This window comes from Kitasatospora sp. NPDC088264, assembly GCF_040685715.1.
In the GTDB taxonomy this organism is placed as follows: domain Bacteria; phylum Actinomycetota; class Actinomycetes; order Streptomycetales; family Streptomycetaceae; genus Kitasatospora.
This window is the reverse complement of the sequence record NZ_JBFBIR010000002.1, coordinates 125184-137826: the sequence shown is the minus strand read 5'-3', so window position 1 is coordinate 137826 and position 12643 is coordinate 125184. Positions and strand designations below refer to the sequence as shown.

Below are 12643 nucleotides of genomic sequence, written 5' to 3'. Positions count from 1 at the left end.
TCCGATGGTCTGGGAATGGCTGGGAAAGTCGACATGGGAGGGTGGTCGAACTTTTCGGGGGCGCGTTTCCTGATTTCCCTGCGCCGGGGTGGTGCGCCTGGTGGTTCGTGTGACGGCGGAGCGCCCTGCCTGAAGGGCCTTCCAGGAGGCCATCGCCCGGGCAAAGTGCCAGCTCAGTAGGGGCGTGTCGGCGCACTGTCCGATTTTCGGTCCGTTATGCGCAGCCCGGGTGGATATCACGCTAACGGGCGAAAACTGCTTCGCCGACTAGTGCTTTGTCGATTTGTTGCGGAAGTCTGTCTCTCGGCGTCGCAGCCCGCAGGTGTTCGTCTGGCCGGCGAACTCCCGCACCCCCTGCTCGACAATTGCACGATTTACAGCTTCTTGGAGGCTCTCATGGCTCGCATCCACACCCGCCGGGTGGCCGGACTCCTGCTCGCCGCCCCGCTCGCGGCCGGCCTGCTGCTGGCCGGTGCCGGTGCTGCGGCCGCCGACAACGGTGCGGGCGCCGGTGCCGGCTCCAACGCCGGCGTGGTGTCCAACGTCGGCACGGGCAACGTGTTCGGCGGGGTCGACGGCAACTACATCTCCACCCAGCAGACCGCCACCGGGACGGGCGCCTCGAACCAGAACAACACCCTCGCGGTGAAGGACAACGCGGGCACCATCCTGGCCGGGCAGTCCAACAAGAACATCAACGTCGTGTTCGCCCCGATCTTCCACTGATCCGATCGGGCACCACCGACGGCGGGGGCGCCGGAGGTGGGCGGCCGCGGGTGAGCTGAGCACTCGCGGAGGGGCTCGAACCAGTCTCCGGGCGGAATTCCCGCCCGGGCGCGGATCAGAACAGCGCATGACCGGCCAGCGGAAAGGGTCACCGTGAAGCCGGCCTCGTGGGCGGTGCCGCCATCGGCACCGCCCACGAGTGCGTCCGGAGCCGGGAGCGAACCGCCCGGGCCCGCTCGTCGCCGGCTGCCCGTCGCCGCCGACACCGCCCGGGACCGCCCGTCGAGGCCGGCCCGGACGGCCCGGACGCGTCCAGCGAGGGCCCGCGCCCGGAGCCGTCGGTGTTCGGCGGTACGGTTGCGCTCCGACAGCGCACCACGTGCCCGGGCCCGGGAAGGACGGCCCGGCCGGGGCGGCGACCGCGGCAACCGGAGGAGAGGGCGCGCGATGGCGGCGGAGGAGGAGGGCCTGACCGGCCCGGGCGAGGCCTGGCCTGCACCGGAGCCGGTTCCGCGATCCGGGCCGGACGCCCGCCGGGAGCCGGCGGAGCACCGGCCCGAGCCGAAGTCCGTGCCCGAGCTGCTGCTCGGCCGCCCGCCGATGGCCCGCCCGCTGCCGACCTTCGACGCCGAGGCCGCGCCCGCCGAGCCCGGCCCGCTGTTCGTGGACTGGCTCGCCACCGCGCTGGCCGCCGGCGTGCCGGACCCGCAGGTGGTCACCCTCTCCACGGTCGACGCGGACGGCCTGCCGGACGCCCGGGTGCTGGTGCTGCGCGACGTCGACGCGGCCGGCACCGGCTGGGTCTTCTCCGCCGCCGCCGACAGCCCCAAGGGCCGCCAGCTGGCCGACCACCCGGCCGCCGCGCTGACCGTCTACTGGCCCCAGCTGGGCCGCCAGGTACGGGTCCGCGGCACCGTCGAGCGGGCCGCCGACCTGGTCGCCGCCGCCGAGTTCGCCACCCGCTCCCCGGACGCCCGGGTCGGCGCGCTGGTCGGGCGGCAGAGCGAGCCGATGGCCTCGCTCGCCGAGTACGACGAGGCCGTCGCCGTCGCCCGCCGCCGCCTGGAGGCCACCCCGGACGCCGTCGCGGCCGGGCACGCGGTCTACACCCTGTGGGCGCACGAGGTGGAGTACTGGCAGGGCGACGCGCAGCGCCGGCACGTCCGGCTGCGCTACACCCGCACCGGACCGGTCCGGACCCCGGAGTGGTCGCGCACCCTGCTGTGGCCGTGACGACCTGACGGTCCAAGGGCCCGGCCCTCGGACCGACCGTGCTGCCCTACCGCCGCCCGGTCAGCGTGGCTCCCACGCTGGCCGCCACCACACAGCCGATCCCGGCCAGCTGCGGCACGCCCAGCAGCTGGCCGAGCACCACCAGGCCGACCAGCGCGCTGACTGCCGGCTCCAGACTGACCAGCACGCTGAACACCCGCTGCGGCATCCGCCGCAGCGCGGTCATCTCCAGCGCGTACGGGATCACCGGCAGCAGCAGCGACACCCCGGCCACCGCGGCCAGCAGCCCCAGCGGCGAGGCGCCGGGCGCGGTCAGCCCGTCCCAGGCCTGGCCGAGTCCGAACGGCGCCAGGGCGAGCGCGCCGACCGTCATCGACACCGCCAGGCCCTGGAAGCCCTGGAAGGCGGCGCCGACCTTGTCGGTGAACAGGATGTACGCGGCGTAGCAGGCGGCCGCCCCGAAGGCGTAGAGCAGTCCGACCGGGTCGAGCCCGCCCCCGTCGCCGCCCTCGCCGAGCAGGGTCAGCAGGACGACGCCGCCGGCGGCGAGCAGCGCCCAGAGCAGGTGGCTGGCACGCCGGGCGAAGACCAGGGCGACCGCGAGCGGGCCGAGGAACTCGATGGTCGCGGCGGTGCCCATCGGCAGCCGGTCGATCGCCCCGGCGAACAGGAAGGTCATCCCGGCCGAGGCCACGCCCAGCAGGGCCGCCGCGGCGAGGTCGCGCGGGCGCTTGTCGCGCAGCCGGGGCCGGGTGACGGCGAGCAGGATGACCGCCGCGAAGCCCAGCCGCAGGAAGGTGGTGCCGCTGACCCCGAGCGGGCCGAACAGCGGCTTGGACAGGGCGATCCCGGTCTGCACCAGGAACATCGCGGTCAGACAGAGAAGCGGCGCCGGGATCCTCTCCGGGCGCCGCAGGACCTTCGGGAGTCGGCCGGTGGGCCGGCCGGGGGGCGCGTCGGGCGGTGCCGTGGAGCCGGGTGCCCCGCCTCGTCGCCAGCTGCCCCGCTCGCCGGCGGGCTCGCCCTGGGGGGCGGGCGGCATGGCAAGCGCCTCGGCGACGGCGGCAGCCGGCATCGGGGCGGTGGTTTCGCTGGGATGGGAGGTGGGCATATGGGCGAGTTTGCCGTAAGGAGTGATGAACGGGCAAGCTCGTTACAACTATCGGGACGGATGTGGACGGGTGCGGCCGAAAGGGTGGGCTCTCCCGGTGCGCCCGGCGTGGTTGCCGCATTCGTCCGATGGTCCGTCAGTAGCAAGGGCGGGTGCGCTATCTCCGCCCCGTGGCCCTGCTCGCCGCCTCCCTCGTGCTCCTGCTGGCCACCGACGGGACGGGCGTGAGCGCCGGGGCCGCCGCCCTCCCACGCATCCGGGCCCTCACCCTGCCCGACCGGTTCGGCCCGCCCAGGATCCACGACGACTTCACCGGCCCCGCCTTCGACGTCTGCACCGCGCCGCCCCTCGACACCCTGCGGGCCTGGCACGGGGTCTCCCCGTACGGCGCGCTCGGCATCTACGTCAGCGGCGCCCAGCGCGGCTGCGGCCAGCCCCGGCTCACCGCCGAGTGGGTGCGCCAGGCCCGCGCACTGGGCTGGCGCTTCCTGCCGGCCCACGTCGGGCTCCAGGCGCCGTGCAGCGAACTCGGCAACAAGCCGCGCCGGATCGACCCCGCCCACGCGGTCGAGCAGGGCCGGGACGAGGCCACCGAAGCCGTCCACGCGATGGGCTCGCTCGGATTCGGCAAGGGCGGCCCGGTCTACCTCGACATCGAGGCCTACCCGATGCGCGACCCCGCCTGCGGCCAGGCGGTGGTCGACTTCGCCGTCGGCTGGACCCAGGCCCTGCACGCCGCCGGCTACCGCTCCGGCTTCTACTCCAGCCTCGACTCCGGCATCGCCGACCTGGCCGCCGCCGCCCGGGCCGGCAGCTTTCCGCTGCCCGACGCCCTCTGGTACGCCCGCTGGGACGACCGGGCCGACACCGCCGACTCCGGCGCCCTAGGCTCCGACCTCTGGGGCTACCACCAGCGCGTCCACCAGTACCGCGGCAACGTCGAGGAGACCTACGGCGGCGCCGCCCTCACGATCGACCGCAACCACGTCGACGGCCCGACCGCGGGCTGACGCGTCGCCGATCCGTGATGCGGGCAACGGGGCCGGGATACTGACAGCGGGCGGGGCGGGGCGGCACAATCGGGCACGTCCGCGCGCATTACCGCCCGGTAGGTGCCGCGGGCGCAGCCGCCAGTGCCGCCAGGTCAAGGAGGACCCGTGTTCAGCACGATGCAGGACGTCCCGCTCACCGTCGCCCGGATTCTTGAGCACGGGTCCACCATCCACGGCCGGTCCACCGTCACCACCTGGGACGGCACCGGGCCGGTCGTGCGGACGTACGCCGAGGTGGGGGCGCGGGCCGCGCAGCTCGCCCACGCGCTCCGCGACGAACTGGGGGTGACCGGGGACGACCGGGTCGCGACCCTGATGTGGAATAACTCGGTCCACCTGGAGGCCTACCTCGCCGTCCCCGCGATGGGGTCCGTGCTGCACACGCTCAACCTGCGGCTGCCCGCCCACCAGCTCTCGTTCATCGTCAACCACGCCGCCGACCACGCGGTGATCGTGGACGGCAGCGTGCTCCCGCTGCTCGCCGCCGTCCTGCCGGACCTCGCCCCGACGCTCCGGCACATCGTGGTGAACGGCCCCGGCGACCGCTCGCTGCTGGCCGGCTTCCCGGGCACCGTGCACGACTACGAGGAGCTGATCGCGGGCCGGCCCACCGCCTACCCGTGGCGCGGCGACCTCGACGAGCGCGAGGCCGCCGTGCTCTGCTACACCTCCGGCACCACCGGGGACCCGAAGGGCGTGCTCTACAGCCACCGCTCGGTGTACCTGCACTGCCTCCAGGTCAACACCGGCGACAACTTCGCCTTCACCCCGCGCGACACCGCGCTGCCGGTGGTCCCGATGTTCCACGTGAACGCCTGGGGCATCCCGCACGCCGCCTTCATGTCCGGCGCCAACCTGCTCATGCCGGATCGTTTCCTCCAGCCCAAGCCGATGGCCGAGATGATCGCCGCCGTCCGGCCCACCGTCGGCGCCGCCGTCCCGACCATCTGGAGCGGCCTGCTGGACGAGCTCGACGCGGGCGACTACGACACCTCCAGCCTGCGCATGGTGGTCATCGGCGGCAGCGCCTGCCCGCCCTCGCTGATGAAGGGCTTCGAGGAGCGCCACGACATCCGCGTGCTGCACGCCTGGGGCATGACCGAGACCTCGCCGCTCGGCTCCTTCGCCCAGCCGCCCGGCGGCCTCACCCCGGAGGAGGAGTGGCCCTACCGGGTCACCCAGGGCATCTTCCCGGCCTCCGTCGAGGCCCGGCTGGTCGGCCCGTCCGGTGAGCGGATGCCGCACGACGGCGTCGCGGCGGGCGAGCTGGAGGTGCGCGGCCCGTGGATCGCCGGGGCCTACTACGGCGGTGCCGGGCAGGACCCGCTCCGGCCGGACGACAAGTTCTCCGAGGACGGCTGGCTGCGCACCGGCGACGTCGGCACCATCACCGCCGACGGCTACCTGACCCTCACCGACCGGGCCAAGGACGTGATCAAGTCCGGCGGCGAGTGGATCTCCTCGGTCGAACTGGAGAACCAGTTGATGGCCCACCCCGAGGTGGCCGAGGCCGCCGTGGTCGCCGTCCCGGACGAGAAGTGGGGCGAGCGCCCGCTGGCCACGGTCGTGCTGCGCCCGGGTGCCACGGCCGGGCTGAGCGAGCTGCGGGCCTTCCTGGCCGGACGGATCGCCTCCTGGCAGCTGCCGGAGCGCTGGTCGATCGTCGAGTCGGTGCCGAAGACCTCGGTCGGCAAGTTCGACAAGAAGGTGATCCGCGCCAGCTACGCGGCGGACGAGCTGGACGTGACGGTGCTCGGCAAGGAGTAGCCGTCCGCCCGACCGCCGAGGGCCGGCCACCCCCCGTTCCAGCGGGGTGGCCGGCCCTCGGCGCGTGCCGTGCGGATCTCGCCGGGCCCTCGGCGTCAGAGCGCGGTCAGCCCGCCGCGGCGACGCCCGCCTCGCCCATCGCGCCGATCCGCCCGAGCAGGTCGACGATCCGGGACTGGACGTCGGCGCTGGTCGAGCGCTCGGCGAGGAACAGCACGGTCTCGCCGGTGCGCAGCCGGGGCAGTTCGCGCGGGTCGAGGTCCACCGAGGTGTAGACCACCAGCGGGGTGCGGTGCAGCCGGTCGTTGGCGCGCAGCCAGTCCAGCAGGCCGACCCGGCGGCGGCGGATCTGGAGCAGGTCCATCACCACCAGGTTGGGCTGCACGCTGCTGGCCCGGGCGACGGCGTCGTTCTCGTCCACCGCGTGCTCGACGTGCATGCCGCGCCGCTCCAGGCTGCTGATCATGGCGGCGGCGATGTCCGGGTCCCCCTCGACCAGCAGGACGCGCGGGGCGTGGTGCTCGCCGTCGCGCGGCGCGAGGGCGCGCAGCAGCACGGCCGGGTCGGCGCCGTACGCGGCGTCCCGGGTGGCCTGGCCGAGACCGGCGGTGACCAGCACCGGGACGCGGCTGTTGAGCGCGGCGGTGCGCAGCGACTGCAGCGCGGTGCGGGTGATCGGGCTGGTCAGCGGGTCGACGAAGAGCGCCGCGGGGAAGCCGGCGACCTGGGCGTCCACCTCCTCGCGGGAGCGGACGATCACCGGGCGGTAGCCGCGTTCCTGGAGGGCCTGCCGGGTGGCCGGATCGGGCTCGGGCCAGACCAGCAGCCGACGGGCGCTGCCGCCCTCGCCGGTCGAGCCGTTCGGGCCGGCCATGGCCGGCGGCTGCTCCTCGGTCCGGTCGCCGGCGGCGGCGGGCAGTTCGGCCATCGGGCGCGGGGCGGTCCTGGCCTCGGCCGGGACGGGCGGCTGCGGCCCGGCGGCGGGGGTCGGCGAACCGCCGAGCGGGCGCGGCGGCGCGAGTTCGGCGAGGCCGGTGCCAACCGGGCGCGGGCCGGACGGGTCCTCGGCGGCGGGCAGCGCCGGGCGGGCGGCCGGCAGCGCGGCGGGGCCGCCGGGCGCGGGCCGGTCCTCCTGCGGGGCCTGGTCGGACGGCGCGGCCGGGGCCTCCTGGCCGGGGCCGGGCGGCACGGCCAGCCGGCGACGGCGGCCGGTCGGTGGGGCGGCGGGCTCGGGCTGCGCGGGTGCCGGGCCGGTCGGCAGGGCGTGCTCCAGGCCGGGGTACACCGGGGTGTCGGTGGCGCCGGGGAGGGCGAAGCCGCCGGAGGAGTCCTCGGTGGAGGGCAGGGCGCGGCGCCGGCGGGGCTTGGCCTCGGCGCCGTCGGCGGCCGGGGCGCCTTCCGCGGCGGGCGTGCCGCCCGCCGGGGTGCCGTCGGCGGGGGCGGCACCGGTGCCGGGGCCGAGCGCGAGCGGTTCGCGCCCGCCGGTCCGGTGCTGCTGCGGGCGCTCGCCCTCGACGGGGACGGCGTAGGCGGGGCCGGAGCGGCCGTCGTCCTTGCCCCAGGGGTCGCGCTGCGCGCCGTCCGGACCGGCCAGGCCCTGGCGGCCGTACGCGGGGTCGTTGCCGGTGCCGTTCCACTGTTCGGGGACGGCCCGTTCGATCCGGGCGGGGGCGTTCGGCCACTGGTCGGCGGGGGCGCTGGGGGCGGTCCGGGTCGGCGGCGCCGGTTCCTCGGCGGCGGGGCGGCCTCGGCGGCCGCGCCGCTCGGCGGCGGGTTCCTCGGCGGGCTGCTCCGCCTCCGCGGCCGCGGCCGGGGTCTCGCGGTCGGCCTGCTCGCCGCCGTCGGCGACCGGCTCGGGGGCTTCGTCGCTGCTGGGCAGCTGCGGGATGCCCGGCAGGTCGGGCAGGACGGCGCTGTCGCCTTCCTTGGGCCGGTCGGAGCGGCCCTCGGCGGCCGCGCGCTCGGCGGCGGCCTTCGCGGCGGCCGGGTCCAACGGCAGCTCGACGACGTACGTGGTGCCGGCCTTGCCGGGCAGCTCGTGCGGCTGGAGCACGCCACCGTGGCGCTCGACCACCGCGCGGGCTATCGGCAGGTGGACGGGGCTGCCGCCGAGGCCGGGCCCGCGGATCTCGACCCGGGCGACCTCGCCGCGCTGGGCGGCGGCCAGGACGACGGTCGGCGGCTCGCCGCCGGAGGGCAGCGCGGCGGGCGCGCCGGGGGCGGCCAGGCCGGGGGAGGGGGCGGTCGGGGCGTCCAGGGCGAGGCCGATGCCGCTGACGTCGGCGACCAGGTGGGCCAGCGCCTGGGCGAGCCGGCGCTCGTCGGCGATCACCTCGACGGCGGCGGCGTGCACCGAGAACCGCACCCGGCCCGGGCCGACCAGCTCGCCGGCCGCCTCGACGGCCCGTCGGACCACCTTGTCCAGGGCGACCGGCACCCGCCGCTCGGTCGGCTTGCGGCGGTCCTTGCCGTCCTTGCCGTCCTTCGCGTCCGGGCCGTCCGCCGGGGCGGTCTCGCCGGTTTCGCCGGCCTCGGAGCGCTGGTGCGCGAGCACGCCGTCGATCAGCCGGCTGAACCGGCGGCACTCGTCGGCGAGCCGACGCAGCGTCCAGTTGGCCTCCGGCCACAGCTGCCCGGCCGGGTCGGCGGCGAGCGCGTCCAGCCGCTGGTTCAGCGCGGTCAGCGCGCCGCCGAGTTCGCTCTCCAGGACGGCGGTGAGGTGTTCGTTGCGGGCGACCAGGGCGAGTTCGCGGCTGCGGTCGGTGAAGGTCATCACCGCGCCGACCAGTTGGTCGCCGTCCCGCACCGGCGCGGTGGTGAGGTCGACGGTGACCGGGCGGCCGTCCTTGCGCCACAGCACGGTGCCGCGCACCCGGTGCTTGCGTCCGGAGGTCAGGGTGTCCAGCAGCGCGGACTCCTCCAGCGCCAGCGGTGTGCCGTCGGCCCGGGAGTGCTGGATCAGCGGGTGCAGTTCGCGCCCGCCCAGCTCGCTCGCCCGGTACTCCAGGATGTGCGCGGCGGCAGGGTTGACCAGCACGCAGCGGCCTTCGAGGTCGACGCCGAGCACGCCCTCGGCGGCGGCGCGCAGGATCATCTCGGTCTGCTTGTGCTGGCGGCGCAGCTCGGCCTCGACGCCGAGCCGGCTGGAGAGGTCGCGGACCAGCAGCAGGAGCAGGTCGCTCGCGGAGGACGGGCGGGAGCGCTCGCGGTACGAGTCGTACGAGGTGAGTCCGTAGCCGCGGCCCTCGCCGGTGCCGTCGTCGGGGAAGTCGTTGCCGGAGACCTCGACCGGGAAGCTGGTGCCGTCGGTGCGCCGGGCGGTCATCCGGACCGGGCGGTCGGGTTCGTCGCCGTCGCGGGCGGCCGGGCGCATCGAGCCGGGGATCCGGCTGGGGTCGAACTCGGGCAGGAGGTCCAGCACGCCCATGCCGACCAGCGAGGTGCCGGGCGTCTGGAGCGCCTGGACGGCTGCGCTGTTGGCGTCCACGACGGTGCCGTTGCTGTTCACCAGCAACAACGCGTCGGGCAGGGCGTCGAGTATGGCGGCGAGGCGAGCAGCGCCTCGGATCGGCCTGCTGCTCACGTCGACAGGTCTCCTCGGCTCAGGGCAGCTCCTCCGGAGACGGCAGTATCTCATTCTTCTTTGCGGCGGGGTCGACCCGCCTAGTAACGTGGGCGGTGGTTGGTGCCGAGCCCCACGGTTGTGGCATCATCTCAGGCACACGGAACGGGTCCGCTCACGCGGACGTGGTCCCTGTGGAGGAGGCTTCGCCTAGTCCGGTCTATGGCGCCGCACTGCTAATGCGGTTTCGGGGTTATTCCTGATCGAGGGTTCAAATCCCTCAGCCTCCGCAGCCGGAAAGCCCCGTCGACGATCTTGTCGGCGGGGCTTTCCCCGTCCCCGGGGAGGTTCCGGACCCACCCCGCCGCCCACCTCCCCGACCTGCCCCGCGGGCCGGGGCCGTCGGGGGCCCGGGCGGCCTCCAAGGGGTCGGCCCGGAGGGAGGGAGCAATCGATTTCGTCCCGCGTCGCAGGTCATGTAATGTTGTCCCCGCAACGCCCCGCTGGCACCGTTCATCAGGGCGAGCGCTCATAGCTCAACGGATAGAGCACTTGACTACGGATCAAGAGGTTGCAGGTTCGAATCCTGCTGAGCGCACCAATCTCCGCAAGATCGGGTTCGCCCGTTCCTTGCGCTCATAGCTCAACGGATAGAGCACTTGACTACGGATCAAGAGGTTGCAGGTTCGAATCCTGCTGAGCGCACCAGCGAGAAGCCCCCGGCCACCGGCCGGGGGCTTCTCCCGTTTCCGGGCCCGGACAGGGCGCCGGGTGCCTGGTCCGTTCTGGATTGCGGGCCTAATGGATGAAATGCATCTGTTTCGGGTATATCCCGTCCTGTCGCTCGGATGACCGCCAAACGGGTGGGACCCGGCTATAAGCCCAGGTGTCGCAGTATGACCGGCTCAGGATCGTGATTCCTTTTTGTCAGATCTTGTGCCCAGGCTGCCCGGCACCCCGGCAGCCGACCGCGAAGGAGAGCCGGATGGGCCGACAGTTTCCCCGCACGGCCGTCGCCCTGACCGTCCTCGTGGCCGGGCTGCTGACCGGCTGGAACGCCCCACGCTCGGTGGCCCAGCAGTCCCCTGACGCCTGGTCGGGGGAGCACCGGGCGGTCCTGCCCTCCGGCCTCTCCGTCCAGCTCGAATTCACCGCCACCCCGGGTACCGAGGTGGCCGCCGCGGCCGGCGAACTGGCCGACCGCCCCGGCGGGGGGCGTGCGGCCGGGCCGTACACGGACGGAATGCACCCCGGGAACCCCGCGCAGACCTTCAGCGTCACCGAGAACCGCCCGCAGACGGACGGATCCTGGCGCACCGTCGGAACGCTCCGGCTCGCCTTCTCCCGACCGGTCCGCAATCCCCGGCTGCACCTCAGCGGATTGGTCGCGCTCGCCACCGGGAAGTCGGGCACCACCAGCACCGCGGCCCGGCTGACCCTCACCGGCGGCTCACCCGCCGCCCCCACCCTGGTCAACCGCACCGACTGGCCCGGCTGGACGGTCGACGCCAACGCCCTCGCGCCCGTCGGAGCCGACGGCAGCTCCGACGGCGCGGCCGGCTCCGCCTCCGAGGGCACCCTGGAACTCGTCGGCACCCTGCGCACCGCGGTCTTCCGGATCGAGCAGCGCTCCACCGCCCGGGCCGGCAGCACCACCGCCCCGCCCGTCCTGCGCCAGGCCTACACCGTCACCGTCGACGAGGACCTCGGCACCGCCCCGCAGAACTACGGCAACGCCTCGCACGTGCTCTCCGACCTGTTCCTCGGCGCGGACGCCGCCAACGCTGCGCACCGCACCCGCCCCCGGTCCGCCGACGACCGGGGCACGGCCGGGCCGACCGGTGAGCCGCTGGTCCAGCTCGACCACGGAGCCGGCCGGCGCAGCGTCTTCGCCAGCCCGCCGCCCCCCAAGCTCCAGCCCGGCCGCGGCGAGTACCAGGGCGCCGACCCGTCGATCGGCTTCCCCACCGAGGCCGCGATCGGCCGCTACTACCGGCTCACCGTCCCGGTGGCGGTCGGCGACCAGCCCGCGACCCTGGCCGGCTGGATCGACTTCGACCACAGCGGGCGCTTCGACCCCGCCGAGCGGGTGCAGACCGAGATCCCGGCCGGCGCCGACACCGCGACCCTGGAATGGACCGTCCCGACCGGCGCCGGCTCCGGCGACACCTGGGCCCGGCTGCGGATCGCCCGCGACGCCAGCCAACTCGTCCCCTCCGGCGGCTTCGCCGACTCCGGGCAGGTCACCGACCAGCGGATCAAACTGACCGTCGGCGCCGCCCGGCCCGAGATCGCCGAACCCGTCGACGGCGCCGTCCTCGCCGAAGCCCGTCCGCGGGTCCACGGCGACGGAGCGGTCGCCGGCGCCTCGGTGGAGATCCGGGACGGTGACGCCACGGCCTGCCGGGCCCGGGTCGAGCGCGGCGGCGGCTGGTCCTGCCGGCCCGGTGAAGCGCTCACCGCGGGCCCGCACTCCCTCACCCCGGTCGAGATCACCAGCGGTGGTGTGGTGCTGCGCGGCGAGGCCGTCCGGGTCACCGTGAAGACGGCGCCGCCCGCAGCGCCCGTCCTCACCCTCCCGGAGTACACCAACGACCCGGGGATCCAGCTCACCGGCACCGGCGAGGCGGGCAGCACCGTCGCGGTCACCGACCAGGCCGCCGAACTGTGCCGCAGCGCCGTCCGGGCGGACGGCCAGTGGTCCTGCCTGCCGGTCGAGAACCTGGTGGACGGGCGCCACCTGCTCACCCCCGTCGCGGTCGACGCGGCCGGGAACCGGACGGCCGGGCAGGCGGTCGTGCTGGTCGTCGACACCGTCCCGCCGGACAAGCCGGTGCTCGGCTCGCCGGCCGCCGGGGAGACCCTGCGGGTCAGTCGGCCGACGTTCACCGGGCGGGCCGAGCCGGGCTCGAAGGTGCTGGTCACGGCGCGGGCGGGCGGCTCGGCGGCCTCGGGGCCGGCTTCGGCCTCGGGTTCGGCCTTGGGTTCGGTCTCGGGCGAGCGGACGGTGCTGTGCGGGGCGACGGCGGCCCTCGATGGCAGCTGGACCTGCACCGCCAACCGGGACCTGACGGACGGGCAGCAGTGGCTGGTCGTCACGGCGACCGACCTGGCGGGGAACGGGGCGGCGGCGGACGCGGTGCCGGTGCGCGTCGCGGCGGCGCCGAGCCCATCGGCGTCGGCGGCGGCGTC

The 12643-nt window shown here is 75.1% G+C and carries 7 protein-coding genes and 3 tRNA genes; 8 read left to right on the top strand and 2 right to left on the bottom strand.

The window, feature by feature from the left end:
- The first annotated feature begins 396 nt into the window (after positions 1-396).
- Both AB0O82_RS02565 and AB0O82_RS02560 read left to right on the top strand, forming a co-directional pair.
- The gene (locus AB0O82_RS02565) at positions 397-726 is read left to right on the top strand and encodes a hypothetical protein (protein WP_363579777.1); all 330 of its coding nucleotides are present in this window, start codon (positions 397-399) and stop codon (positions 724-726) included.
- Between the two features lie 447 nt (positions 727-1173).
- Positions 1174-1959, top strand: a complete 786-nt coding sequence (locus tag AB0O82_RS02560) for a pyridoxal 5'-phosphate synthase (RefSeq protein WP_363579776.1) — start codon at positions 1174-1176, stop codon at positions 1957-1959.
- A gap of 46 nt (positions 1960-2005) precedes the next feature.
- On the opposite strand, the gene AB0O82_RS02555 is transcribed toward AB0O82_RS02560, so the two are convergent.
- The gene (locus AB0O82_RS02555; RefSeq protein WP_363579775.1) at positions 2006-3070 is read right to left on the bottom strand and encodes an EamA family transporter; all 1065 of its coding nucleotides are present in this window, start codon (positions 3068-3070) and stop codon (positions 2006-2008) included.
- Between the two features lie 152 nt (positions 3071-3222).
- On the opposite strand from AB0O82_RS02555, the gene AB0O82_RS02550 reads away from it, so the two are divergent.
- Entirely contained in the window at positions 3223-4080 is an 858-nt protein-coding gene (locus AB0O82_RS02550) for a glycoside hydrolase domain-containing protein (protein ID WP_363579774.1), read from the top strand.
- 147 nt (positions 4081-4227) lie between these two features.
- Positions 4228-5889 carry a long-chain fatty acid--CoA ligase gene (locus tag AB0O82_RS02545; protein ID WP_363579773.1) on the top strand — a complete coding sequence of 554 codons (1662 nt, stop codon included), beginning with the start codon at positions 4228-4230 and terminating at the stop codon, positions 5887-5889.
- Between the two features lie 106 nt (positions 5890-5995).
- Here AB0O82_RS02545 and AB0O82_RS02540 read toward each other — a convergent pair whose 3' ends face one another.
- On the bottom strand, positions 5996-9472 hold the full coding sequence (locus AB0O82_RS02540; RefSeq protein WP_363579772.1) for a PAS domain-containing protein: 3477 nt from the start codon (positions 9470-9472) through the stop codon (positions 5996-5998).
- Between the two features lie 178 nt (positions 9473-9650).
- On the opposite strand from AB0O82_RS02540, the gene AB0O82_RS02535 reads away from it, so the two are divergent.
- The 4 genes from AB0O82_RS02535 to AB0O82_RS02520 all read left to right on the top strand — a co-directional run.
- Positions 9651-9741 (top strand) — tRNA-Ser (locus AB0O82_RS02535).
- Between the two features lie 235 nt (positions 9742-9976).
- Positions 9977-10052 (top strand) — tRNA-Arg (locus AB0O82_RS02530).
- 31 nt (positions 10053-10083) lie between these two features.
- Positions 10084-10159: transfer RNA gene (locus AB0O82_RS02525), tRNA-Arg, on the top strand.
- Positions 10160-10436: 277 nt separating this feature from the next.
- On the top strand, positions 10437-12643 hold a 2207-nt coding region (locus tag AB0O82_RS02520), incomplete at its 3' end, for an Ig-like domain-containing protein (protein WP_363579771.1).